This window comes from Ruegeria sp. I1, assembly GCF_056532675.1.
Window position 1 is genome coordinate 98,102 of record NZ_JBQFNM010000002.1, and the last position, 24,670, is coordinate 122,771.

Here is a 24,670-nt window from a genome sequence, read left to right on the forward strand (position 1 = left end):
TCACTTCAGGAATGGTTCGCCCTTCATTGTGTCCGCAATCGGTGCGCCCATCCGGGTCAGGATTGTGGGGGCCAGTTGCAACTGGTCAATCACCGCTTCGGCCTGCGGGCCGTCGGCATCGCCGAAGTAATACAGGGCCGTTTCCTGCTGCAAAGCGCCCCGCCCACCGTGGTGGCCACGCTCGTCCTGTCCGTGATCGGCGGTTACGATGACCTCGTATCCCAACTGTCGCCAGCGGGGAATGAAAGGGGCCAGCATTTCATCGGCGACAAAACAGGTATGGTCCATTTCCTGACAATCGTGGAAAAACCGATGGCCCATACTGTCCAGGGTGCAGGTGTGAAGTATGCCGTAGTCCAGACCAAAGCGCAGGCACAGGTTGGTCAGGGTGGCAAACAGATCAACGTCCGAAGGCGTCATCTGGTTATCCTTGCCATAGCCCGTCATTGTGTGGAACCGGCCGTGGTTTATGGTTTTGCTATCCGGTTCGTCATATTCCACATCGCGGACATAATCGAACGGGTGCCGGTTGAAGAACTGGGACCAATAGCTATGCGTGACGGCCCCGGTGACACCGCCCGCCTCGCGCACTTGGCTGAATATATCCTTGTGGCTCAGGCGGAACACATTTCCGTTGCCGGTACATCCATGTTCCTGCGGTGTGACGCCCGTATGGATTGATGCATAGCAACTGGCCGAGATTGAGGGCAGCACAGCCCGCAGCTTCCAAACGCGCGCCTCACCGCTGTCCACCCAACCTTCGAGGTTGCCGAACAGGCGGCGGAAATTGCGCCAGGGGACGCCGTCCAGGATGATCAAAAGAAGTTTGCGGTCCATCAGCCTACCCATCTGATTTGGTGTTCTACCGACCCTAGCGGAATCACGGTTTCACGGCCGTTCATTCGCGCCCCAAATATCAAAATCCCGACACCTGCAACGGAGCAAGGTGCCGGGATTTGGAAACTTCATGGAACTGTTACTGTGTGTTCAGTTCCCGGCGCTCTCCATCTTGCGGTGGGCGACAACCTCTTCCAACCAGCCCAGATGCATCTCGGGGACCGAGCTGAGCAGCAGGTCCGTATAGTCATCGAAGGGCGGGCTCAGCACCTGGCTTTTGGGCCCGTAGCGCACAACGCGGCCCTGATACATCACTGCGATGCTATCGCTAATCGCGCGGACCGTCGCCAGATCGTGGGTGATGAACAGGTAAGCCACATCCTCGATCTTTTGCAGGTCCAGCAGCAGTTTGAGGATGCCGTCCGCGACCAGCGGATCAAGCGCCGAGGTGACCTCATCACAGATGATCATCTTGGGCTTTGCCGCCAGCGAGCGTGCGATACAGACACGTTGTTTCTGACCGCCCGACAGCTCAGCCGGGTAGCGGTCGATGAACTTCTCGCCCAACTCGATCTCATCCAGCAGTTCGACAACCCGCTTGCGCTTTTCTGCGCCGCGCATGTTGAAGTAGAACTCCAGCGGTCGACCAATGATGGTGCCGACGGTCTGGCGTGGGTTCATCGCGACATCCGCCATCTGGTAGATCATCTGCAACTCGCGCAGGTCCTCACGCGTACGGCCTTTCAGATCCGCAGACAGTTTGCGCCCGTTGAACGTGATCTCACCATCACGCGGTGGCAGCAGGCCGGTGATCACACGGGCAAGCGTAGACTTACCCGAGCCGGATTCACCCACAACCGCCAGTGTCTGCCCCGGATGAAGTTCGACATTGATGTTGTGCAGCACGTCGAAGTTCAGCCCCTTATAGCGCGCGGTGATCCCGTCGACGCTTAACACTGGTTCCGATGTTGGCTGTTTCTCTTCATGCTCGATGGACCGAACCGAGACCAGAGCCTTGGTATACTCCTCTTGCGGGTTGTTGATGATCTGATCGGTGTTGCCATATTCGACTGTATTGCCCATGCGCAGCACCATGATGTCGTCGCTCACCTGCGCCACGACAGCAAGGTCGTGCGTGATATAAAGCGCGGCAACACCGGTATCTGCGATGGCTTCTTTGATGGCCATCAGAACATCGATCTGAGTTGTCACGTCCAGCGCCGTGGTCGGCTCGTCAAACACCACCAGATCAGGTTCGGGGCACAACGCCAACGCGGTCATGCAGCGCTGCAGCTGACCACCCGAAACCTGGTGCGGATAGCGATCCCCGATGTTGTCCGGATCGGGCAGACCGAGCTTGGCAAACAGTTCGCGCGCACGGGCCTCGGCCTCTTTGCGGCTGAACTTCTTGTGCTCAACAGCCGCCTCTACAACCTGATCCATGATCTTCTTGGCGGGGTTAAAGGACGCGGCGGCAGACTGCGAGACATAGCTGACTTCGCCACCCCGCAGGTTGCGAATATCGCCAAGGGCGGACTTCATGATATCGCGCCCATTGACCCAGACTTCGCCGCCGGTGATCTTCACACCGCCCCGGCCATAGGCCATCGAGGCCAGACCGATGGTGGATTTACCGGCCCCGGATTCACCGATCAGCCCCAGCACTTTGCCGCGTTCGAGGTCAAAGCTGACCCCGTGCACGATTTCGATGTCATGGGGCTTTTCGCCCGGCGGATAGACGGTCGCGCCGATCTTGAGGTCGCGGACCTTGAGAAGGGTATCACTCATCCCCGGCCTCCTTTCAGCGATGTGGTGCGGTTCAGGACCCAGTCAGCCACCAGGTTGACCGAGATGGCCAATGTCGCAATGGCTACCGCAGGATAAAGCGCTGCGCCGATGCCATAGACGATGCCATCCTTGTTTTCCTTCACGATGCCACCCCAGTCCGCCAGCGGCGGCTGTACGCCCAGACCCAAGAAAGACAGGGTCGAGATGAACAGAACCATGAAGATGAACCGCAGGCCGAATTCAGCCACCAAGGGCGACAGTGCGTTGGGCAGGATTTCCCGGAAGATAACCCAGCCGCGGCCTTCGCCACGCAGTTTGGCAGCCTCGACATAGTCCATCACGTTGATGTCCACGGCGACAGATCGTGACAGGCGATAGGGGCGCGTGGCGTCCAACAGACCCATCACAAGGATCAGGATCGGTACAGTCACCGGAACGATTGCCAGTATAACCAGCGCCAGGATCAGTGTCGGAATCGACATGACCAGATCAACTGCTCGGCTTAGCACCTGATCGGCCCAACCGCCGAGAACAGCCGCCAAAAGGCCCAGAGAGGTGCCGGTGACGAAGCTGAGGATAGTGGCCGCCGCCGCGATAAAGATCGTGGTGCGCCCGCCATAGATCATGCGGGTCAGCAGATCGCGCCCGATATTGTCGGTGCCCAGCAGATGCTCGGCGCTGGACGGCTCCCACACATCGCCAACCACTTCGGCCATGCCGTAGGGGGCGATCAACGGGGCTGCGAAAGCGATGAAAAAGTACAATCCTGTAAAGAACAGACCGATCATTGCCGAAATAGGAATATTCTTCATCATTTCGGATGCCTCAGTCTTGGGTTGGCCAGGATCGAGACGATGTCAGCCACCATGTTCAGCCCGATATAGACGGCGGCAAAAACCACGCCGCAAGCCAGAACAACCGGTACGTCACGCTTGGTCACCGAATCCACCAGGTATTGACCCATGCCGGGATAGACGAACACCACCTCGACCACGACGACGCCGACGACCAGATAGGCCAGGTTCAGCATCACCACGTTGACGATGGGTGAGATTGCATTCGGGAACGCATGGCGCGCGATGACCTGAAAATTCGACAGGCCCTTCAGCTCGGCCGTCTCAATGTAAGCGGATTGCATGAGGTTCAAGATCGCCGCACGGGTCATGCGCATCATCTGCGCCAGCACGACCAGAGTCAGAACAAAAGCGGGCAATGCGATTGCGTTCAGTTTCTCTCCGAACGACATCGAGTCGTTGATCATGGCCAGAGACGAGAACCAACCCAGTTTCACGGAAACGAAGTAGATTACCACGTAGCCGATCAGGAACTCCGGGATCGAAACCGTTGTCAGCGTGATGGCAGAGATCAGCTTGTCCGGCCAGCGGTTGCGGTAACGCACGGCCAGCAAACCCAGAAAGATGGCAAGGGGAACAGAGACAACAGCGGCAGCACAGGCCAGAAACAGGGTGTTGCCCAACCGTTTACCAATGCTTTCAGCAATGTCGAGCTTGTTGGTCAGGGACTGACCCAGATCGCCCTGCACAATACCACCCAACCATTCGGCATAACGGGTCAAGGCCGGGCGGTTCAGGCCCATTTCTTCGCGCAGGTTCTCCAGCGCCTCTGGGGTTGCGGATTGTCCAAGGACCGCTTGTGCCGCGTCCCCAGGAAGAGCTTCGGTGAGGCCGAAAATCAGAGCCGATGCACCGAAGAGAAGCAGGAGTCCCAGCGCGAGGCGCTGGGAAACCAGTTTGATGATAGGATGCATGATCCGTGGCCCGAGTTACGCGAACCACATCTTGCGGGACATGTTGCCGTTCATCATCTCTTGGGTCGGGTCAGTTTCCCAACCGGCCAGATCATTGCTGACACCTTCAACAAAGTCGTTGAACATCGGGCAGATCAGGCCGCCTTCGTTGCGGACCATCTGGCCCATCTGGCTGTAGATGTCCTTGCGCTTGTCGTTGTCCAGCTCGGCACGTGCAGAGAACAGCAGCTCGTCGAAAGCGGGCACTTTAAAGCGCGTGTCGTTCCAGTCCGCACTCGACAGATAGGCTGTCGAATACATCTGATCCTGCACCGGACGACCACCCCAATACGAGGCGCAGAACGGCTGAACGTTCCAGACCTCGGACCAGTAGCCATCATTGGGTTCGCGCTTGATCTCTAGTGGGATGCCTGCCTGTGCGGCCGTTTGCTGGAACAGGGCTGCGGCGTCCACGGCACCCGGGAAGGCTCCATCAGCAACACGCAGGATGATGGGCGATCCATCATGGCCGGATTTCTGGTAATGCTCGGCGGCTTTTTCCAGGCTGAACTCACGCTGCGGGATCGAGCCGTCGAACAACGGATACGCGGCGTTGATCGGCATGTCATTCCCGATCGAGCCATAGCCACGCAGTACCTTGTCAACCAGTTCCTGACGGTTGATCGCATGCTTCAGCGCCAAGCGTAGTTCGTTTTCATCGAACGGTGCAGTGTCACAATGCATAATGAACACATAGTGGCCACGGCCAGCTGTCGAATGCACGGTCAGGTTGGGTGCGCGTCCCAGCAGATCGGCCACCTTGGGCTCGACACGGTTGATCGCGTGAACCTGACCGGATTGCAGCGCGGCAGTACGAGCAGTCGCGTCGTTGATGACGACGATTTCAACGCCGTCAAAATGTCCAAAATCAGAGTTCCAGTGGTTTGCGAATTTTTTGTAGGTATGACGAACGCCAGGCTCGTTGACCTCGACCTGATAAGGACCGGTGCCGATGCCAGCACCTGGATCTTCCATGCCACCATCGGGTTGGACGATCAGGTGATAGTCGGCCAACAGATAGGGCAGGTCAGCATTTGGCTCGTTCAGGGTAACTTGGAAGTTGTCGCCATCAGCCTTCATCGACTCGATGCCACGCATGATACCCAGCGCACCGGATTGCGAATCTTCGTTCGAATGGCGCTGCATGGTCTTCAGCACGTCTTCGCTGGTCATGGTCTTACCGTTGTGGAACTCAACGCCCTGACGCAGTTTGAAGGTCCAGACTTTCGCATCGGCGCTGCCTTCGACGCTCTCCGCTAGTCGTGGTTCGATGGTGCCATCCGTTGCAACTTCGACAAGCTGGTCGCCAAACTGCTTACCGTTCTGAAACGGAACCGAGCTTGCATAGGTGGCCGGATCGAGCGAGTTGGTGGATTCGCCGCCCTGAAGGCCGAATTTCAGAACGCCACCTTTCTTCGGGCTGGCGGCACGCGCAGCATCGGCGAACATCGTGCTGGCGACAGCGGCCGACACGCCCAGAGCGGCAGCTTTGCCCATGAACTCACGGCGCGTCAGTTTCCCCGCTGTGACCTGGCCTGCCATATGGGTTAGTTGTTCTTTCATCTGTAATCTCTCCCAGTTGAGTGAATATTGCCCTTCAAGGGCTTGTTATTGACGCATGAGTCAACGTTGGCGCATTTGGGCCAGCCCGGCAAGATTTAATATCTCACTTGGACGTGTGGCGCATGGCGCTGTGTTTCTTTGATTTTGGCCATTCGAACATGTAGCTGACGGTGCCGTGGGTAGCGATCAGACAAAGATGGCGAATGAAATCTGCTTGGTAGCATGAGAAACGCCAAATCAGTCGCGGATTGCGACAATCAGGTCCATTACATTGGTTCCGGTGGGTCCAGTCACCAACAGCGCATTGGCCTGTTCCAGATAAGTGCCGCTATCTGCTGCATTCAGGGCACCTTGGGCGCTATCTGTCCAGGTCGTTCCAGTCACAACACCGCCTGCCGCTTTGGTGGGACCATCTGTGCCATCTGTTCCGCCCACAACAACGGTAAGCCCTTCCAGACCAGCGATTTCTTTGGCCAACGCCAGCGCCAACGCCTGATTTCGACCGCCCCGACCGGGGGTGGGAGGCAGAACAACAGTGGGCTCACCGCCAAACACCATCGCACCGCTTTCCATGCCGCGCAGTTTCGATCCCACATCTGCCGCAACGGCCAGATAATCATCATGCAGGGCTTCTTCATTTGCCCATACCTGCAGGCCCGCTGTCTGTGCGGCCTTTGCAGCCGCCGCCCGGGCATGGGCGTTTGAGGCGACAATGCGGGCGGTTGCGTCGAACTCATAGGTCTGGGGCAAGGTGCCGATACCTGACCCGATCACATTCACATCGTCGCCGGGCACATCAGAAATCGCCAGCACTGTGGCTTTGGCGCCTTTGAAATGGGATAGCAGCCCGCCCCCTTTAACCCGCGACAACTTCCGCCGTTCGGCGTTCATCGCCACGATATCCAACCCTTTCGCCAGCAACTGGCGGTTCAATTCGGCAAGGTCTTCAAGCGATTTCCCCGGCACCAGATCTTCGGCCAGCGAAGACGCCCCCCCCGACACCAACAGCAATAGATGAGAGCCAGCTTCCATCGCCTCAACCGCTTCACGTAAGGCGCGGCCACCGTTCAGGCTGCGTTGATCCGGCACAGGATGCGAGGCTTCGATCACCTCGACACCTACGGGTAGATCGCGCCCATGATCATCTTTGGTGACGACAAGCGTCGGCACGTCCCAAAACTGATCCAATGCAGCACGCGCCATTGCAGCGGCGGGTTTTCCAACGGCGAGGATGCGATCGGGCTGCGCGACACCGGGCAAGGCTGTCTTGGTGGCTGTGAAACCATCAACCGCCGCAACGCCTGACTTCCAAAACTCGATTGCTTGTTCAGTGCGCGTCATCAGTTTTCCATCCAGATCGTAACCGGGCCGTCATTGACCAGTTCAACTGCCATATCTGCGCCGAATTGCCCGGTCTCGACGGCAATGCCGTGAGACGACAGGTATCGCGCGAAGGCAAGATACAGACGCTCACCATCTTCGGGAGGTGCGGCGTTGGCAAAGCCTGGGCGATTGCCGCGTGAGGTGTCTGCGGCCAGCGTGAACTGGCTAACCACTAAGGCGGACCCTCCGGTATCGAGGATCGAGCGGTTCATTTTGCCTGCCTCATCCTTGAATATACGCAGCTTGGCAATCTTTGCAGCCAGCTTTTCCGCATGCTCTTCGGTATCGCCCTGCATGGCGCAGGCCAAAACCATCAGCCCCGGACCAGATTGTCCGACAACTGCTCCATCAACCGAAACGCGGGCCTGTGAAATGCGTTGTAGAAGCGCACGCAATAGCTCTCTCCCCAGTATTCCCGGTGGGTTTAACCGCGCCAATCGACAATGTCACCCAACGCGGCACGATCTGTCCGAAACCTGTTGGCCGGGTGGTCCGGGTCGGAATACCCGAATGAGAGTGCACATAAGATCAGGCGATCCTCGGGGATATCAAAATATCGATGCAGAAACGGCCCATAAGCTGCAACTGCTGCCTGCGGAATGCTTGCAATGCCAAGCGCTTGGGCTGCCAGTGTGAAAGCAGTGACAAAGCCGCCGCAATCCATAGCGCCATAAGGGCCAAGCTCGGCCGGGCTGGACAGAATCGCGCAATGGGGTGCCCCAAACAGCGAATAGTTTTCCATCATTTGCTTTGCGGATCCTTCCCGGTCGCCACGCTCGACGCCGACCGCCTCATAAAGAGCCCAACCGCAGGCGCGGCGACGGTCCTTATAAGGGCCGGAATAGGAGGTCGGGAAGGGCAGGTCAGGGGCGGGCTGCCCGGTTGCAACCTCGTTTTGCAAGGCTTGTCGGAAGCGGTCTGTTTCCTCAGCTCGTGTGATCACCAATTGCCAGGGCTGCGCATTGCACCAGCTGGGCACGCGCACGGCGCTGGCAACGATCTGCTCTATCTGCTGCGTGGGAACCGGGTCCGGGCGAAAAGCCCGGCAGGAATGTCGCTGCTCGAGCAAATTATTCAAAGCAGACAATGTCATAAACGCGCTCTCCTTTGCAGAATTCCGGCTGAAGATGGCCGCAGCCCCGATCCTGCGCAAGGGGGGCTATTGCTGACCCGTCGCCACCAGATAGCCAACACCGGCCGCGACGATCAGGCCCAGCCCCACAGCAATCGCGATCTTGACCGTAGACCAAGGCCGTTCGCCCTGGACGCGCCCGGTGCGACCGTTGACGACAAAACGGTAGGTTTCACCCCGGTACTTATAGGCGGCCATCCAGACCGGAAGCAGGATATGCTTGAAGGTCACATCTCTGACATCGGTCTCAACCGAATGAATGCGCTGTCGGTCTCCACCAATGTCAAAGCGCACATCCCGCTCGATCACGCGGGACATATGATGGCGCGCTTCGGTATACCCATCACGCAACTCGACTGTGTAGGCCTCGGCCCGGAACCCGGCCAGGTATTCGGGCTGATACGGTTCCAGAGCGGGCAGATCCCAGGGCTCCAACGCATCTGTATAGCTTTTGGGTAAGGAATGAGAGGCCAGCACCAGAACATCGTCAAAGAACCGCGCAACCCGACCGGATTTGGGGGTCCAGCGGACCTTGGGCACCTGTTGCTGAACCCGTTTGCCATCGCGCATCACTGTGCGGGTTTCGTAATAGACCACCCCGCGCTCGCCGCGATAGCTGGATTTGGTATCCGCATCGAAGGTCCAGTAGGGCACATAAATACCCTGCATCTTGCGCCCTTTGCGTGCGTACTCCTGCAATCCATTCGGTGCAAACCACAGCTTGCCCAGCCAATCATTCATGGCTTTCTGGGCTGTACGTTCATCCAGCGCAAAAGGCAGCACGCCCTTTGGTTTGATATGGCGGTTCACCCCGGTATCTGTCACTACGGGTGTCGCGCAGAACGGGCATTCAGCGGCGTGAGTGTTTGGGTCAAACTCGACCTGAGCGGCGCAGTTGGAACAGGTCAGAACCCGCGTTTCTTCGATCTCACTGTCGGGCAGCCGATCCGCAAGCGCGGCATCAAAATCCAGCTCGCGTAGGCTTGCACCGCCCCACGGCCCCGAGCCAATTGGCTCGGAATGACCGCAATGATCACAGGTTAGCGTGCCATCACCCGGACTGAACCGATAATCCGCGCCGCATTGGGCGCAGGGGAAACGGTGTTCTTCGGTCATCGTGCGGCTTAGGCTCCGGGCGGAGGAGGCGGCAAGATGGTAAACAACTGCGCCAGTTCCTGCACGTCCCCGGCCTTTTTCCAGCCATCCTGACCGGCTGTCCAGACATGGGTGTCGCGCGTTAGCTCTCCTTCAGCGGCCATGCGGCCCATCTTGGCCTTGGAAAACGGCCCGGTTGTTTGACCGTCTACTGCGATATGCCACACATGCTCAACCGGGGGCGGGGGAGGCGGTGCCATCTGTGCAGCCGGTTGTGGGGCAGCGGGGGCGGAAGATCCCCACGGGCCGCTCGGTTGGCCCGCTGCCATGTTCGCCATTTGATTGGCCATCGCCATGCCCATTCCCATGCCAAGGCCCGCACCCATGCCGCCACCCTGACCGGGATTATTGGCCGCTGCCGTCATAGCCTCAGCTGCTGAATACTGGGTGAACTTGCCCAGATCACCCGCCAGTCCCATCGAGGTGCGCTTGTCCAAAGCGGCCTCGACGGCGGGTGGCAATGAGATGTTCTCGATGTAGAACTCGGGCATTTCCAACCCGTAGCTATCCAACACGGGCGACACCTCAGCCGCGATCAGCTTGCCCAGGTCGGCGGTATTGGCCGCCATATCCAGAACCGGGATGCCCGATCCCGCGATCACGCGGCTAAATTCCTGCACGATGATGTTGCGGATCTGAAAGCTGATCTCGTCCATGGTGAATTCACCATCGGTACCGACGATCTCGACCAGAAATTTGGCCGGGTCCTTCACCCGCACGGTATAGGTGCCATAGGCCCGGATCCGCGTCGGGCCGAACTCCGGATCGCGCAGCATGATCGGGTTCTTCGTGCCCCATTTCAGGTCGTTGAACCGGGTGGTGTTGACGAAATAGACCTCGGATTTGAATGGCGACTGAAAGCCGTGATCCCAATGCTGAAGCGTCGTCAGGATTGGCATGTTGTTGGTCTCAAGCATGTAAAGACCCGGCGTGAACACATCCGCCAATTGCCCCTCGTGCACAAACACTGCGGCTTGCCCTTCGCGCACGGTCAGCTTGGCACCGTACTTAATCTCGTGCCCCTCACGCTCGAACCGCCAGACCATGGTATCGCGGGTGTCATCCACCCAATGGATGACATCAATGAACTCTCCGGTCAAAAAATCGAAAATTCCCATTTGGGGTCTCCTGTCTTTAGGGGTCAGAGCGGCTGACCCATCAGTTCACGCGCAATGATCCGCACCACGGGGCGGGCCTGATCGACCGATACACCGGGCTTGAGGCGCGGATCGTAAAGCATTTGCAGCAGTTTCTCATCATGACTTGTCAGCAGTGCGAACTCGTCATCGTCGTTAAAGATGGACGGGCGCGCGGCGGGGCTGTCATTGGACAGGCCCAGACCTTGCGCAATCTCTTCATGGATACAACTGAGCCGCACCAAGTCGGGCAGCTCGGACCGTATCAGGGTGACCGCTCGCACATATTTGTTAGGCGATGAGGTATTCGCCGAGGCGAACACAAAACAATCGAAATTCGAACGAGGGTTGGCCACCAGGTCAAGCGAGGCTTGGCTTATGTTTGGAATCAACTGCCTGAGGCGGGATACCACATAGGCGCTGTCATCCTTGCCTGCGAAGAATACGTGGAAATTGGGCTTGCGGGTGACGATCGAAATCGAATGCCCGGTGAGCCGCGCCAGTCGCGCCGCATAAGATTGCACATCTGCGGCATCTTTCTGGCGTGTGGCTGGCAGTATCGATGGTCCAAACTCGGTTTGAACGCGAACGGGGCCAACCCAACGACTGAGCTGCCCGTCAGTCTGGCGCGATCCGATTGAAATACTGTGGTTCGGGTATTCACTATAGAATGCAATCGTCTCGAAGTTACGTTCCAGATCGCTCGCATCATACGGCGTATCCGGGCCGCCCCCGTCAGTTCGTAATAAACCGCGTGCCAACAAGTCGCGCTCGATACGTTGATAGAAACGCGCCAGATCCTGACTGGCGGCAGACGGCGGCACATAGGCATTGGCCGCTGGCGGCGGGAGCACTGGGCGCGGTTCCGGCGCGGCAGACGGCGTCAGGACCTCTTCACAGCCGACCAGTGTCAGCAGCGCAGCGACCCCGAGGCCCAGCTTTGTATGGGTCAAAGGCCGCACCCCTGCCTGCCTTATCCTGGAACGGCCGTTCCGGCGTTGTCGCCAGTTCCATCACGCCGGGCTTTAGCTGCAGCAAGCGTGTCGCGCAGTTCGGTTTCCATCTTCTTGAGCTCTTCCTCGGCTGCCGCGCGCTTTGCTTTGCCCTCATCGGCAATGGCAAGGCTTTCATTAATCGTTCCGATTAGATCGGCGTTGGCCTGTTTGACGGCCTCGATATCAAAGACACCACGCTCCATCTCTTCGCGGATCATCTTGTTGCTTTCGCGCAAATTGGCGGCGTTTGCGGTCAGAAGTTCGTTGGTCAGATCATTGGCATCCCGCACAGCAGCCGCAGCTTCGGCGCTGCGCTGAATGGTGACGGCCTGTGCCAGCTGGGTTTCCCACAGAGGCACGGTGTTCACCAGGGTCGAGTTGATCTTGGTGACCAGCGATTTGTCGTTCTCCTGAACCAATCGGATTGATGGCAGCGACTGCATTGTCACCTGACGGGTCAGTTTCAAGTCATGTACCCGGCGTTCAAGATCGTCACGCGCGGCGCGCAGATCACGAAGTTCCTGCGCCTTCATCACCTGTTCTTCCTCAGGCGCGGCCTGAACCTCGACTTCCTTTTCGGGAATGTCATGACTGTCGAGCTCGGTCAGCTTCTCTTCGCCCGCTGCAATATAAAGCGCCAACTCGTCATAGAAACTCAGCGTCTTTTCATACAGCAGGTCCAGTGATTTGATGTCTTTGAGCAGCGTATGTTCGTGGCTCAGCAGATTGTCCGTGATGCGGTCGATCTGGCTTTGAACCTCTTCGTATTGCGCGGTGAACTTGGCAAAAGGCGCGGCCTTGCCCAGCAGTTTTTCCCACCAACTGCGTTCGCGTCGAACATCCAGTTCGCTGACTGAGAACCCACGGATCGTGGTCACAATATTGCGCAGGCTATCCCCGGCGGGGCCCACATCCTTGTTGCGCACATCGGCCAGCATGGCCTGGCTGATTTCCTGCAACTCGGCCTGAGCAGAAGATCCGAAAGACACGATCGAGTTGGTGTCATCCATGTCGATTTCGCCCATGCGTTTGCGAATCTCAGCCCCGACTGGTTCGTCGGCTTCTTCCAGCGAGACAAGCTCGGTCGTTGGTTCGGGCAGGGCGACGGCAGTGACTTCCTGCACCAGGGTTTCGGCTTCGACCGCCTTGTTCTTGATCTCATCGGACATGGGGATGTTCCTCGCTTACTGTGTGGCCGGTCAGTCCAACCGGACGCCTTCGCGCTGCAGCCTGTCGCGCAACACGTCAATTTCGACCGTCAGATCACTGCGGTCATCCAATAGCATTTTGCGCGTGCGCGCGGCGAAATTCTGTTCCAGATCATCCAGAAGAGCCGAATAGTCAGCCAGGGCCTGACCATCCCGGGTGCGGGCATAAACATCGGCGAACTTAATGGTCGCATCGCGTGCACCTTGCAAATACACAGTCAGATATTTTCGCGCTCCAGCCAGATCGCGCGGGTCTTCTTCGACCGTGCGAAACAGATCGCGGGCTGTGTCCTGAAACCGTTCAACCCGCGCTTCGATCCGGCGATCACCGGCGCGTTTGATCGCATCGGTCATCTGGGTCAGATGCTTTTCGGCATCATCAACCACGCGGGCCACGCGATCTTGCTGAAATGTGTCGATGCCTTCCATGCCTTTGTGCTTCAGCGGATCAAAGCCAAAGGAGACCGAATGCAATACAGTGGCCGCTGTGCCGAACAACACTGGCGCCAACAGGCTGGCATGGCCAACGGCCTGGGCATCCAGATACTCGCTCCGATAAGCGGCCAGCGCGGTGCCGAGACCGGTCAGTATGCTGGCAAAGATCTTGCGCGGAAAGGCCGGCCGGCGGGCGGTTTTGCGTGCGTTGTAGGCAGCTTCGGCTCGCAACCCCTCACGTAGCAAGAACGCCGCAGCGGTCAGCAGGCCAGCGGCCACAAGGCCCATGGTCATGCCAATTGCGCCATCATTCAACGACAAAAAGACCAACGGGATCGCTGGAATGAACAGGACGTTGGCCCGTGCACCAGCAGGCTCAACCCGCGCCCCATCAAATTGGCCGCGCGGCGGTGGTCCATCTGGTTCAGACCCGCCCTGCGGGCTGTATTTGCCGCCAAACCGTTTGGCCATGGCTACAGCCCTCCCAGCAGCCCGGTGCAGACGCCGAACAACAGCACCAGCAGGGCCGCATAGGCCAGTTTTTGCACTCCGCTCCCGGACATTCAGCCCCCCAAATCGCAGCGTTCCCAGAAAATCTAGGGGATACGCAGGCTTGGCGCTAGGGGGAAGGTTGCTAAACCCGCATCACTTGCGGGGTTTCTTGCCGATTGCAGGCCGTTTGCGTTGCGGGCGAGCGGCGCGTTTGGCGGTGCCCTCGGGTTTGGCTCCCCCATCCAGCCCCAGTTGATCGCGCATAACACGGCGGCGGACTTCTTCTACCTGGCCGGGTTTCAGGTCACCCAGCTGAAAGGGGCCATAAGAGACGCGGAGCAGACGGTTTACGGTGAAACCGACATCTTCTATCGCGCGGCGAATCTCTCGGTTCTTGCCTTCGCGCAGACCGATTGTCAGCCAGGCATTTGCGCCTTGCTGGCGATCCAGTGAGACGGTCATAGGCTGGAACCGCTCTCCGTCGATCACCAGCCCTTTGCGCAGGGGGGCGAAATCCTCTTCCTTGGGGCGCCCGTTGACCCGCACGCGGTATTTGCGCAGCCACCCGGTTGAGGGCAGTTCCAGTTTGCGCTTGATGCCGCCGTCATTGGTTAGCAACAGCAACCCTTCCGAGTTCAAGTCCAGCCGGCCCACGGACATCACACGCGGCATATCCTCGGGCAATTCGTCGAAAATCGTCGCGCGGCCTTTTTCGTCCTTCGTCGTTGTCACCAGTCCGGTCGGCTTGTGATAGAGCCACAGGCGCGAGGGTTCGGGTTCAGAAACCGGTTTGCCGTCGACGGTGATCTTGTCTTTGCCGGTCACGTTCAGGGCGGGGCTGTCGATCACCTTGCCGTTCACCGTGACGCGGCCTGCTTCGATCATACGTTCAGCCTCACGCCGCGAGGCGACGCCTGCACGGGCCAGCACTTTGGCGATCCGGTCGCCGGGAGGGGGGGTATTGTTCATGGTCCCGGCCATACCTCATCGCGCCCGCTTGCGAAAGGCAGGTTTCTGAGGCAGTCAGAGGCATGGCGTTCAAATCACATATGGACAAGGCGCTGGCCGAGGCGCGCGCAGCCGCCGAACGGGGTGAAGTTCCCGTTGGTGCCGTTATCGTCACTCCCGATGGTCGCGTCGCGGCGTCCGCAGGGAACCGGACGCGCGAATTGAACGACCCGACGGCCCATGCCGAAATACTGGCCTTGCGCGCCGCCTGCGCCGAAGCTGGCTCAGAAAGGCTGCCTGGGCATGACCTTTATGTCACGCTGGAACCTTGCGCGATGTGCGCTGCAGCGATGGCCGCGGCCCGTATCCGGCGCATTTACTATGGCGCGTCCGATCCGAAATCGGGTGGTGTTGCCCATGGTGCGCGGGTGTTTTCGCACCCGCAGGCGCATCATCAGCCCGAAATCTATGACGGTATCGCCGCAGAGGAATCCGCCGAATTGCTGAGAAGTTTTTTCGCGGCGCAACGCGCTTAAGGCTTCACCACAATCTCGCGTGGGATATCGGCCAGTGGTTGCCCGCCATTGGGGGTCACGACAAAGCTTTCGGTAATCGCCAAACCCCAATCCGGTGTCCACAGACCTGGCATCAAATGAAACGTCATGTTTTCCTGCAGTTCCGTTGTGTCGCCGGGCCTCAGGCTCATGGTGCGTTCTCCCCAGTCGGGTGGATAGCTGAGCCCGATCGGATATCCAGTGCGGTTGCGCTTCTCATATCCGGCACGGGCAAAGCTGTCATAAACGCAGGCGGCGATTTCCTCGCATGTGGTGCCGGGGCGGGCGGCTGCCAAAGTTGCCTCAATCGCGGCCAGAACTGCTGCTTCAGCCCGGCGGATATCGTCTGGTGGGTTACCCAGGAACAGACTGCGGCTGGCTGGACAGTGATAGCGGCGATAGCAGCCCGAGATTTCGAAATAGGTTGCCTCGCCACGTGCCAAAGGCCTGTCGTTCCAAGTGATATGCGAGGCCGAGGCTTCGCGGCCCGACGGCGCAATTGGCACAATCGCAGGGTAGTCCCCAGCCAAGCCGGGAAGTCCGACAATGCCTGCCGCTTGCACTTCGGCAACCAGTTGGTTTTTGGGAAGACCTTCACGAAATGTCGCACGCAATACTTCGTGCATATGCGCCGTCAACTGACCCGCCTTGCGCATCATCGCGATCTCGGCCTCGCTTTTGACCGCACGCTGCCAGTTCACAAGGCCGGTGGCGTCGATCAATTCGCCAAAGGCGCGTTCAAGAACCTGGTGGCTGGCGGCCGAGTAGTAATAGTTGTCCATCTCGACACCCAGCCCAGTGTTCCAACCTCGATCGCGCAGCGTAGTGACCAGCGCGTCGACGGGGTGGTGATCAGGGTGCTGAACATGTTCTTCGGGCCAGTCCAACAGGTCTGACGGGTCCAGCCATGTGGTCTGGGCTGCGCCCGCTTTGTCCTGCGTGCGCCCCCACCAAAGGGGCGCGCCTTTCGCAGGCAGGATCACCATTTGGGGAACATAGAAGCTCCACCCGTCATAGCCCGTCAGCCAGGCCATGTTGGATGGATCCGTGATCAGCAAGGTCTCAACCCCGCACTGCGCCATAGCTGCGCGGGTCTTGGCCAAACGGTGCGCGTATTCCTGCGTGCTGAAATCCGAGGCCGGCATCAGAGGGAGATTGCTTTCATAACCTCGGGTTCTATCACATCAACCCCCGGCAACCCGTCGACAAGCGCCTGGGCGGATTGTTCTAGGATCGGGAAGGTCTTGTAGTGGCAGGGGATCACCGTCTTGAAGTTGAAATACCGCTTGGCGGCATAGGCTGTCGCCTTCATATCCATGGTGAAATGGCCACCTGCCGAAAGGATGCCGATATCGGGTTTGTAATAATCCCCCATCCAGTCCATGTCGGCCATGATGTCCGTATCGCCCGACACATAAAGCATGCGCCCCTCGGTGGCGATCATATAACCGACCTCGCTGCCGCCAGTCCGCAGCCCGTCAGGTGTGGAGAATGTCGAACTGTGCGAGGCGGGAATCATTGTGACCTTGACGCCGTTCAGGTTGACGGTTCCGCCTTTGTTGAAACCGATGGTTTCGATCTCTTCGGCCTCGGCCCAATAGCCCATCAGATCGTACTGACCCACAACCGGTACCTTCAGGTGCTTGGCCAAAGGCAGCACATCGACCACGTGGTCGAAATGCGTATGAGTCAGCAAGATATGCGTTGCCCCGTCCAATGCGGCGTCATGCTGGTCTTCAGGCAGAACCGGGTTACCCGTCAGCCAGGGATCAATCAACAGCACTTGACCGCCGGTCTCGATGCGGAAACTGCCATGTCCCAACCAAATGATGTTCATACTGAAATCCTCCGATGATGCCTCTTGGCACCAGCCTAGCATCCGCTATGTAAAATTCTATGGATTGGATGCAGGAAATCGACAGCTATTGTGAAAGACTGTCAGCCGCCTATTGGGCCGAGCCGATCAATGCGGTCACCAATGCCGCCTTTCTGATCTCGGCCTTTATCATGTGGCGGCGGGTGCGCGGGCAAGACATGCCTCTTGCGATAGCGCTGGTTCTGGTGCTTGGGATCATCGGTGTGGGCAGCTATTTGTTTCATACCCATGCACAGGTCTGGGCGGCCGTTGCCGATGTCACGCCGATCTTGCTGTTCATCTTGATCTACATCTTTGCCGTAAACAAAAATATCTGGCGTATGCCATGGGGATATGCGCTGGGCGGGACCATTCTGTTTGTTCCCTACGCAGCGGCGACGATCCCTTTGTTCCAGTGGGTGCCTGGCCTTGGCAGCTCGGCCGCTTATGCACCAGTGCCCTTGTTGATCCTGATCTACGCGTATCTGCTGCGCGACCGGCAACCGCAGTTTGCCAGGGATATGACGATTGGCGCGTTCATTCTGATCCTGTCAATCACGTTCCGTTCTTTGGATCAGCCGATCTGTTCGCAGTTTCCGACAGGCACGCATTTCATGTGGCATATCCTGAATGCCACGATGCTCGGTTGGATGATTGAGGCTTATCGCAGGGCTTTGATCCGCATGCGGGCGGGCGCCGTCAAGTATCCTGCGCTTTGATAACGGCTGCAACGCGCTGACCGATGATCCGGCTGGATTTACGCGATGGATGAATCAGGTCAAACGAGAAATATGAGGCATCGCCGGGCTTCGCCACGTCCTGAGATGAGACGAAGGTAATCCCCTCATCCTGCTGTGCCAGTTTGGCAATGCGGGCCTCAAACTCATCCCCTTCGGCTTTGCAATGTTCGATCGGCGTGATCAGATTGGGACTGCGCAAGTAACCGACATAAATCACGCGGGTGCCGGTTGCCCGAATCTGGCGCAGGAACTGCGGTATTTGACCATGCTGACCATCAGCCGAGATCATATTGTCCAGAACGGCATCGCAGCGTGTGCATCCGCAACCCAGCATCAGATCGTTACCGCCGCCGTTTACAATGGCCCAGGACCAGTCCCCTTTGATATATTGTGCTTGAACCCCAGATTCAGGTGCGCCATCCGGGTCAAATTTCGTTTGCAGCCAAGCTGCAGACACCGTGCGGTCAACGACCGGTGCACCAATCGTTTCTTCGATAACATCGGGGATTGATGAACCCGAGGGCGAGTTCCACGCCATCAGCGAATCGCCGATCGCAATGACTTTTGCATCCGGTTTGCTGGCAGGCATTTCCTGACATCCGACCAAGGCAAATAGAATGCCGACGACAAGACACAGATTTCTGGACATCTTTGACCCGGAAATTGGAGTTAAGAAGCGCCCATATGGGCTGAATATGGTTCATGCAAAGCTAACCTGGCGTTGGTTAACGCACGATTAATGAACCTGGTTCAGCGCATCCGCTGTGTCAGCCATGAAAGGCGGCAGCCAGGTGCTCCGGCAGGTCAAATTCAACTAAAACCCGTGCGCGCCCTTCGGGTGACATTTTGCGTGCGGTCTTTTCGACAATGCTCTGGATTTTTTCCGGGGAATGCTTGCCTGCGAATGGCTGGAAATACCATTTTAGAAAGACAAAGCAGATCACATCTTCCAGTGCCTGAACCTCGGCGTCGCGTTTGATGCCCTGCTTGCGCAACATGCGGCCTGCGGCGTCGATCTCCGGTTCGCTGTACCCACCTTCGGTCATCAAGGACATTACGGTATTTGCATGATGTACACCCTGCGCCTTGCGCCAAGCCAGATATCCGGCGCGACCCTCGGGATACTCGCTCCGCGCCAGTTTCCAGCGTTCGATATGCTGTCCGCGCGCTGCAATCTGAAGTGTATCCGAGGCATTGGGATACAGCCGGTCCATCTCTGCGCTCATGCGTTTGCCATACAGCAAAGCTTCAGGCTGTCCATCATCAACATTGGGATCATGTGCATTGGCCGCGTCAATGGCATCCAGGACTGCTTGTTTGCGCGCGCTCATGTTTTACTCCGTTGGCTTTTGCGGATCTTGGCAATCCGCACAATCTTGATAAGCCACCGTAGCGAGATGCCACAACATGTGCAGCACCCAATTCTGACATGGCCGGGTCAGATGAGGGGGAATCTGACCCGGCAGAGGGGCAGGTGATCTGCTTACTTGCCCGGTTTGACCTGATCTTGCGTGACGGGCTCGGTGATCGGGGTGGGGAAGGTCAGATCACGGGTCAGGTTCAGTGAACTGATGCCCATCGCCATGGCCGGTGCGGCCAGAAGAGAGGCGGACAACGTAACGGCAGTGATGAGGCTTTTCATGTTCTGTCTCCAGGTTTGTGTCGTTTCACAATAGATGAAATGAACAGTTCGGTTTAGTTTTTCAAGATTTGAAGTGAACTAATTGGTTTACTTTTGTGCATACCGGCTATTCACCAGCGAATGGGTGGTGAAATCCGGCACGATAACTTGTCCCTTGTCGGGGCCTACTGGCCTTGCGACTGCGGCAACAGACAGGTAAATGCCCCCTAACGCATATGAGGTTTTCCGATGTCGATTGACCAAAGCACCGCCGCCAAGGTGGCCAAACTGGCCCGTATCAAGGTCGAGGATGACGCGCTGCCGGCGCTGGCATCCGAGTTCAACACCATCCTTGGGTTCATCGAGCAACTGAACGAAGTGGATGTCGATGGGGTCGAGCCGATGGTCTCGGTCGAACCGATGCGCCTGAAGCGTCGTGAAGATGTGGTCACAGACGGAAACCAGCAGGACAAGGTTCTGGCCAATGCACCCGACGCGCGCGAAGGCTTTTTCGCAGTCCCCAAAGTGGTGGAGTAAGACATGAGCGATCTGAACAAACTGGGCCTGGCCGAGGCCCGCGATGCGCTGCGCAAGGGTGATGTGACCTCGGTTGAACTGACCGAGTCCTGCCTAAAGGCCATTGATGACGCGGACGCTCTGAACGCTTTTGTGCACAAAACGCCCGAAATCGCGCTGGAGCGTGCCATGGCAGCGGATGAGCGGATCAAGGGCGGCGATGCGCCCTCGATGTGCGGTCTGCCGATCGGCATCAAGGATCTGTTCTGCACCAAGGGCGTGCCCTCGCAAGCGGCCTCGAAAATTTTGGACGGGTTCAAGCCCGAATACGAATCCACCGTTTCTCAGCAACTGGCTGATGCCGGAGCCGTGATGCTGGGCAAGCTGAACATGGACGAATTCGCAATGGGCTCGTCCAACGAAACTTCTGTCTACGGCAATGCGGTCAGCCCGTGGCGTCGCGGCAATGACGACGCGCAGCTGACACCGGGCGGCTCGTCTGGTGGCTCGGCCTCGGCTGTGTCGGCTGATCTGTGTCTGGCGGCAACCGGCACCGATACCGGCGGCTCGATCCGCCAGCCTGCGGCCTTTACAGGCATCACCGGCATCAAGCCGACCTATGGCCGTTGCTCGCGCTGGGGCATCGTGGCCTTTGCCTCTTCGTTGGATCAGGCTGGTCCGATGACCAAGAACGTGCGCGACGCGGCGATCATGCTGGAAACCATGTGCGGCCATGACCCGAAGGATTCCACCAGCACCGAACTGGCCGTTCCGAATTTCGAAGCGATGCTGACCGGTGACATCAAGGGCAAGAAAATCGGTATCCCGAAAGAATACCGCATGGACGGTATGCCTGCCGAGATCGAAAAACTCTGGGCCGATGGTGCCGCCATGCTGAAAGACGCAGGGGCCGAGATCGTCGATATCTCGCTGCCGCACACGAAATACGCGCTGCCCGCTTACTACGTGATCGCGCCTGCCGAGGCATCCTCGAACCTCGCCCGCTATGACGGTGTCCGCTACGGGCGCCGCGCGGCGCTGGCGCAGGGCGATGGCATCACCGAGATGTACGAGAAAACCCGCGCCGAAGGCTTTGGCCACGAAGTTCAGCGCCGCGTGATGATCGGGACCTACGTGCTGTCGGCAGGCTTCTACGACGCGTATTACAACCGCGCCCGCAAAGTTCGCACATTGATCAAGAAAGACTTCGAGGATGTCTTCGCCGCAGGCATCGACGCGATCCTAACTCCGGCCACCCCGTCCGCCTCCTTCGGTTTGGGCGAAATGACAGAGGCCGATCCTGTTCAAATGTACTTGAACGACGTCTTTACTGTGACCGTGAACCTTGCCGGTCTGCCGGGCATCTCAGTACCCGCAGGCCTCGACAAACAAGGGCTTCCGCTGGGTCTGCAACTGATCGGACGGCCTTGGGATGAAGGCGACCTGCTCAACACCGCCTATGCGTTGGAAAACGCCGCCGGGTTTGTGGCAAAGCCAGCAAAATGGTGGTAAGTCTCAGGCTGCCTGATCACGAGTAACGGAGCGGTTGAATGCGTGTTTTTGCTTTGGTTCCTGTCATCGCCCTTGTCGCGGCCTGTGATACAGTCGCGCCGGTGCAGGGAACGGGATTTAATACGCCAAGCTATCAGGCCCAACGTGAGGCACAATTGGCCGGGCAAGGGACCGTCGACAACCCATTGCTGGCACCAGTCGATGTCTCGCAACAGCCCTTGGGCGCACCAGGTTCTGCCTTGCCGCAATCACTCGCCACTGGTGAGAATGCGGATATCGCCAACCAGGCTGCTGCTGCGCTGGCCAGCACCTCGGGCCAGACTGTTCAAACTGGTCCAGCGCCCAGCAATCCGGCGATTTCTGACGAACAGGATTTCGCGGCTGTCTCGGGCCGTCGCAGCATCGAATCTGACGCGGCACGGATTGAACAAAATCGCGAAACCTACGAGGTTGTCGCCCCAACCGCCGTCCCCGAACGTGGCGCAGATGGCCAACCCAATATCGTGCAATATGCGCTCAGCACCACAAACCCTGTTGGAACCCAGCTGTACAGCCGGGCTGGCTTTAACCTTCAAGCCAAGGCACAACGCAATTGCGCTCGGTTCCCATCGGCGGATCAGGCGCAGATCGAATTCCTGACCAGCGGTGGCCCTCAGCGCGACCGCAAGGGGCTGGACCCGGATGGGGATGGCTTTGCCTGTAACTGGGATCCCAGCCCGTTCCGCAGTGCTGTCAGCAACTGATCACCCCTCAGCCATCTGGCATCCGTCGCCCAATTTCGGCGCGCGACGGGATGGGCTTAGTCCTCAGCTAATTGTCCTGCACTATACCGCGATGGGTAGCGCAGAAGCGGCGCTGGATCGGCTTTGCGACCCACAGGCTGAGGTCTCGGCACACTACCTGATCGGCAATGATGGTACGCTTTGGCAAATGGTGCGCGAAGAAGACCGTGCCTGGCATGCCGGGGTAGGGGAGTGGCGCGGGCGACGTGACACCAATTCGCGATCTATCGGGATCGAATTGGACAATACGGGGCAGGTTCCGTTTTCGGAACTGCAAATGTCTGTTCTGGAAAACCTGCTGTTGGATGTTCAAGACCGTTTGGGGATCAAACCATGGAATGTAATCGGGCATTCGGACATGGCACCCCAGCGAAAATTTGATCCCGGACCCAAGTTTGATTGGGACCGCCTTGCGCGTGGCAGACTGGCTGTTGGGCCAACGCTTCTCAAGGGAATTTGTCTCGATGAAATGCCGCCAGATGAAAATCACTTTGCGTTCACTGCGATGAGAGCGGGATATCCAGAAGCCCCGACCGAAGATCTACTGAAAGCCTTCAGAAGTCGGTTTTTTCCGACGCGAAGCGGTCCGCTGTCCAAAAAGGACATGGGAGATATCGAAAGGTTGGCAGGGTTGATGGAACGACTTGACGGTATCCGAGCGGACGTTTAGTCGGGCTTTTGCGCGGAGGGCCGGATGGCTGCTGGGGTCGCAAGACCCGAGAGGAAAGTCCGGACTCCACAAGGCAACGGTGCCGGGTAACGCCCGGGCGGGGCAACCCGACGGAAAGCGCCACAGAAATCAGACCGCCTGCGGCTTTGGTCAAAGGTAAGGGTGAAACGGTGGGGTAAGAGCCCACCGCGCCCCTGGCAACAGGGGCGGCACGGCAAGCCCCACCGGGAGCAATGCCAAATAGGGTCCCCGCGCGGGCCGGTCGGCGCAAGCCGATACCGCCGCTAAGCACGTCTTGGCCCAGAGGGACCGGGTTGGCAGCTTGAGCCGCGCAGCAATGCGCGGCCTAGAGGAATGGTCATCGAAGGGGGCAACCCCGGAACAAGATCCGGCTTACAGGCCCTCCGCGCGTATCTCAAATCACCCGACCGCTAAGTGGCAATCCGCCCACGGCCACACAGCCAGTATTCTAAGAACCCGTCTGCTGTTACCCTGACGTACATGGATTTTGTGAACCGGGGAGGAGCGGTATGAGTTTCCTAAAAACACTGGCATCCGTTGCGGTTGGTTTTGCGGCGGCAAAGGGCATGGAAAAGTACAAGGAAATGGGCGGCATGGCCGGCTTGCAAAACATGATGCAAGGCACAGGCGGTGGTTTTGGCATGGACCAGCTTGGGAAAATGGCCGAGCAGTTTGGCATGCCGGGCGGCGCATCTGGATTGCAGGACATGATCGGCAAGATGGGGCTGGGCGGCGGGGCAGCCGGGGCTGCGGGTTTGGGCGGTTTGCTCAACGCGATGCAGGGTGCAGCTAAAACCAGCGGCCAGCAAACTGCCAATATGATGGAAACAGTGCTCAGCGGCACGCCAGCCGGGGCCGCGATGGAGGAGCAGGCCAAACTCATGCTGCGTGCCATGATCCAGGCCGCCAAGGCGGATGGAGAGCTGGACGAACAGGAAAAGCAGACAATCGTTGGCGAATTGGGTGACGACATAAGTGATGAGGAACGCGCCTTTGTCCTCGATCAGATGGAGGCGCCGATTGATGTCATGGGACTCGCTGCTGATGTGGGGGCTCCCCTCAAGGCACAGATCTACGCAACCTCTTTGGCCGCGATTCGATTGGATAACGAACGTGAGGCATCCTACCTGCTTCAACTGGCAACCGCTCTGGGCCTGTCAGATGCCGACCGGGATCAGATTCACACCTATATGGGCGCACCGACATTGCCTCGTTAGGTCAGCAACAAAACCTGCGCATTGTAGGTGTGATTGGCCTTGACATGGGCGGTGCACAGCGTAAAAGCGCACGCTCATAGGAATTCAACCGAAGGGCCCTGCCTTTTCGGACGCAGGAGATAACCATGGCGAAGCCGACGACAATCAAGATCCGTCTGAACTCGACCGCGGGCACGGGCCACTTCTACGTGACCAAGAAAAACGCGCGCACCATGACCGAGAAAATGACCGTTCGCAAATACGACCCGGTCGCTCGCAAGCATGTCGAGTACAAGGAAGGCAAGATTAAGTAATCTGCCCTTC

27 protein-coding genes and 1 other RNA gene are annotated in these 24,670 nt (G+C 58.4%); 9 read left to right on the forward strand and 19 right to left on the reverse strand.

Features of this window, described 5'->3' with window-relative positions; genetic code table 11:
- The 14 genes from ACR0DH_RS04260 to ACR0DH_RS04325 form a co-directional block, all read right to left on the reverse strand.
- The gene (locus ACR0DH_RS04260) at nucleotides 1-837 is read right to left on the reverse strand and encodes an alkaline phosphatase family protein (protein ID WP_480547384.1); all 837 of its coding nucleotides are present in this window, start codon (nucleotides 835-837) and stop codon (nucleotides 1-3) included.
- Between the two features lie 150 nt (nucleotides 838-987).
- Nucleotides 988-2,625 (reverse strand): ABC transporter ATP-binding protein, encoded by a 1,638-nt coding sequence (locus tag ACR0DH_RS04265; RefSeq protein ID WP_480547386.1) that lies wholly within the window; start codon nucleotides 2,623-2,625, stop codon nucleotides 988-990.
- Nucleotides 2,622-3,437, reverse strand: coding sequence for an ABC transporter permease (locus ACR0DH_RS04270; RefSeq protein WP_170533053.1), 816 nt, complete (start codon nucleotides 3,435-3,437; stop codon nucleotides 2,622-2,624). Before ACR0DH_RS04270 ends, ACR0DH_RS04265 begins: the two co-directional genes overlap by 4 nt.
- Nucleotides 3,437-4,393, reverse strand: coding sequence for an ABC transporter permease (locus tag ACR0DH_RS04275; RefSeq protein WP_170531799.1), 957 nt, complete (start codon nucleotides 4,391-4,393; stop codon nucleotides 3,437-3,439). Before ACR0DH_RS04275 ends, ACR0DH_RS04270 begins: the two co-directional genes overlap by 1 nt.
- A gap of 15 nt (nucleotides 4,394-4,408) precedes the next feature.
- The gene (locus ACR0DH_RS04280; protein ID WP_170531801.1) at nucleotides 4,409-5,995 is read right to left on the reverse strand and encodes an ABC transporter substrate-binding protein; all 1,587 of its coding nucleotides are present in this window, start codon (nucleotides 5,993-5,995) and stop codon (nucleotides 4,409-4,411) included.
- Between the two features lie 237 nt (nucleotides 5,996-6,232).
- A complete protein-coding gene (locus ACR0DH_RS04285; protein WP_480547388.1) occupies nucleotides 6,233-7,336 on the reverse strand; it encodes a DUF4147 domain-containing protein in 1,104 nt (367 codons plus the stop codon).
- Nucleotides 7,336-7,773: a D-aminoacyl-tRNA deacylase gene (gene dtd, locus ACR0DH_RS04290; protein ID WP_480547390.1), complete on the reverse strand. Its 438-nt coding sequence runs from the start codon at nucleotides 7,771-7,773 to the stop codon at nucleotides 7,336-7,338. The genes ACR0DH_RS04285 and dtd overlap by 1 nt, the downstream gene beginning before the upstream one ends.
- Nucleotides 7,774-7,802: 29 nt before the next feature.
- A complete protein-coding gene (locus ACR0DH_RS04295) occupies nucleotides 7,803-8,471 on the reverse strand; it encodes a nitroreductase (RefSeq protein ID WP_480547392.1) in 669 nt (222 codons plus the stop codon).
- Nucleotides 8,472-8,537: 66 nt separating this feature from the next.
- Nucleotides 8,538-9,626, reverse strand: a complete 1,089-nt coding sequence (locus ACR0DH_RS04300) for a TFIIB-type zinc finger domain-containing protein (RefSeq protein WP_480540375.1) — start codon at nucleotides 9,624-9,626, stop codon at nucleotides 8,538-8,540.
- Nucleotides 9,627-9,634: 8 nt separating this feature from the next.
- Nucleotides 9,635-10,783: an SPFH domain-containing protein gene (locus ACR0DH_RS04305; protein ID WP_480540377.1), complete on the reverse strand. Its 1,149-nt coding sequence runs from the start codon at nucleotides 10,781-10,783 to the stop codon at nucleotides 9,635-9,637.
- A 23-nt stretch (nucleotides 10,784-10,806) separates the two neighbouring features.
- Nucleotides 10,807-11,763 (reverse strand): DUF2927 domain-containing protein, encoded by a 957-nt coding sequence (locus ACR0DH_RS04310; RefSeq protein ID WP_480547394.1) that lies wholly within the window; start codon nucleotides 11,761-11,763, stop codon nucleotides 10,807-10,809.
- An 11-nt stretch (nucleotides 11,764-11,774) separates the two neighbouring features.
- Nucleotides 11,775-12,965 (reverse strand): toxic anion resistance protein, encoded by a 1,191-nt coding sequence (locus ACR0DH_RS04315; protein ID WP_480547396.1) that lies wholly within the window; start codon nucleotides 12,963-12,965, stop codon nucleotides 11,775-11,777.
- 30 nt (nucleotides 12,966-12,995) lie between these two features.
- Nucleotides 12,996-13,910 (reverse strand): 5-bromo-4-chloroindolyl phosphate hydrolysis family protein, encoded by a 915-nt coding sequence (locus tag ACR0DH_RS04320; RefSeq protein WP_480547398.1) that lies wholly within the window; start codon nucleotides 13,908-13,910, stop codon nucleotides 12,996-12,998.
- Between the two features lie 174 nt (nucleotides 13,911-14,084).
- Nucleotides 14,085-14,900: a pseudouridine synthase gene (locus ACR0DH_RS04325; RefSeq protein ID WP_480547400.1), complete on the reverse strand. Its 816-nt coding sequence runs from the start codon at nucleotides 14,898-14,900 to the stop codon at nucleotides 14,085-14,087.
- Nucleotides 14,901-14,962: 62 nt separating this feature from the next.
- On the opposite strand from ACR0DH_RS04325, the gene ACR0DH_RS04330 reads away from it, so the two are divergent.
- The gene (locus tag ACR0DH_RS04330; protein WP_480547402.1) at nucleotides 14,963-15,415 is read left to right on the forward strand and encodes a nucleoside deaminase; all 453 of its coding nucleotides are present in this window, start codon (nucleotides 14,963-14,965) and stop codon (nucleotides 15,413-15,415) included.
- Here ACR0DH_RS04330 and ACR0DH_RS04335 read toward each other — a convergent pair.
- On the reverse strand, nucleotides 15,412-16,578 hold the full coding sequence (locus ACR0DH_RS04335; protein ID WP_480547404.1) for a M24 family metallopeptidase: 1,167 nt from the start codon (nucleotides 16,576-16,578) through the stop codon (nucleotides 15,412-15,414). The two genes, ACR0DH_RS04330 and ACR0DH_RS04335, sit on opposite strands and share 4 nt — an antisense overlap.
- Nucleotides 16,578-17,270, reverse strand: a complete 693-nt coding sequence (locus ACR0DH_RS04340) for a metal-dependent hydrolase (RefSeq protein ID WP_480547406.1) — start codon at nucleotides 17,268-17,270, stop codon at nucleotides 16,578-16,580. The genes ACR0DH_RS04335 and ACR0DH_RS04340 overlap by 1 nt, the downstream gene beginning before the upstream one ends.
- 59 nt (nucleotides 17,271-17,329) lie before the next feature.
- On the opposite strand from ACR0DH_RS04340, the gene ACR0DH_RS04345 reads away from it, so the two are divergent.
- The gene (locus ACR0DH_RS04345; RefSeq protein ID WP_480547408.1) at nucleotides 17,330-18,007 is read left to right on the forward strand and encodes a ceramidase domain-containing protein; all 678 of its coding nucleotides are present in this window, start codon (nucleotides 17,330-17,332) and stop codon (nucleotides 18,005-18,007) included.
- On the opposite strand, the gene ACR0DH_RS04350 is transcribed toward ACR0DH_RS04345, so the two are convergent.
- The 3 genes from ACR0DH_RS04350 to ACR0DH_RS04360 all read right to left on the reverse strand — a co-directional run bounded on the left by ACR0DH_RS04350 (nucleotide 17,988) and on the right by ACR0DH_RS04360 (nucleotide 19,670).
- The gene (locus tag ACR0DH_RS04350) at nucleotides 17,988-18,677 is read right to left on the reverse strand and encodes an SGNH/GDSL hydrolase family protein (protein WP_480547410.1); all 690 of its coding nucleotides are present in this window, start codon (nucleotides 18,675-18,677) and stop codon (nucleotides 17,988-17,990) included. The genes ACR0DH_RS04345 and ACR0DH_RS04350 overlap by 20 nt on opposite strands.
- Before the next feature lie 118 nt (nucleotides 18,678-18,795).
- Nucleotides 18,796-19,359, reverse strand: coding sequence for a DUF4202 domain-containing protein (locus ACR0DH_RS04355; RefSeq protein ID WP_480547412.1), 564 nt, complete (start codon nucleotides 19,357-19,359; stop codon nucleotides 18,796-18,798).
- A gap of 152 nt (nucleotides 19,360-19,511) precedes the next feature.
- On the reverse strand, nucleotides 19,512-19,670 hold the full coding sequence (locus ACR0DH_RS04360) for a hypothetical protein (protein ID WP_170531829.1): 159 nt from the start codon (nucleotides 19,668-19,670) through the stop codon (nucleotides 19,512-19,514).
- Nucleotides 19,671-19,898: 228 nt separating this feature from the next.
- Here ACR0DH_RS04360 and gatC point away from each other — a divergent pair, with 228 nt between their 5' ends.
- From gatC to rpmG, 7 genes are all read left to right on the forward strand, one after another.
- Nucleotides 19,899-20,186: an Asp-tRNA(Asn)/Glu-tRNA(Gln) amidotransferase subunit GatC gene (gatC, locus tag ACR0DH_RS04365; RefSeq protein ID WP_039536649.1), complete on the forward strand. Its 288-nt coding sequence runs from the start codon at nucleotides 19,899-19,901 to the stop codon at nucleotides 20,184-20,186.
- A 3-nt stretch (nucleotides 20,187-20,189) separates the two neighbouring features.
- Complete coding sequence (gene gatA, locus ACR0DH_RS04370; RefSeq protein WP_480547414.1) at nucleotides 20,190-21,677, forward strand: Asp-tRNA(Asn)/Glu-tRNA(Gln) amidotransferase subunit GatA; 1,488 nt, start codon at nucleotides 20,190-20,192, stop codon at nucleotides 21,675-21,677.
- Nucleotides 21,678-21,715: 38 nt separating this feature from the next.
- Entirely contained in the window at nucleotides 21,716-22,420 is a 705-nt protein-coding gene (locus tag ACR0DH_RS04375; RefSeq protein ID WP_480547416.1) for a hypothetical protein, read from the forward strand.
- Nucleotides 22,404-23,129: an N-acetylmuramoyl-L-alanine amidase gene (locus ACR0DH_RS04380; RefSeq protein WP_480827780.1), complete on the forward strand. Its 726-nt coding sequence runs from the start codon at nucleotides 22,404-22,406 to the stop codon at nucleotides 23,127-23,129. The genes ACR0DH_RS04375 and ACR0DH_RS04380 overlap by 17 nt, the downstream gene beginning before the upstream one ends.
- A gap of 12 nt (nucleotides 23,130-23,141) precedes the next feature.
- An RNA gene (gene rnpB, locus ACR0DH_RS04385) (RNase P RNA component class A) lies at nucleotides 23,142-23,541 on the forward strand.
- Between the two features lie 118 nt (nucleotides 23,542-23,659).
- A complete protein-coding gene (locus ACR0DH_RS04390) occupies nucleotides 23,660-24,367 on the forward strand; it encodes a DUF533 domain-containing protein (RefSeq protein ID WP_480547420.1) in 708 nt (235 codons plus the stop codon).
- Between the two features lie 125 nt (nucleotides 24,368-24,492).
- On the forward strand, nucleotides 24,493-24,660 hold the full coding sequence (rpmG, locus tag ACR0DH_RS04395) for a 50S ribosomal protein L33 (protein WP_005630270.1): 168 nt from the start codon (nucleotides 24,493-24,495) through the stop codon (nucleotides 24,658-24,660).
- The last annotated feature ends 10 nt before the right edge of the window (nucleotides 24,661-24,670 follow it).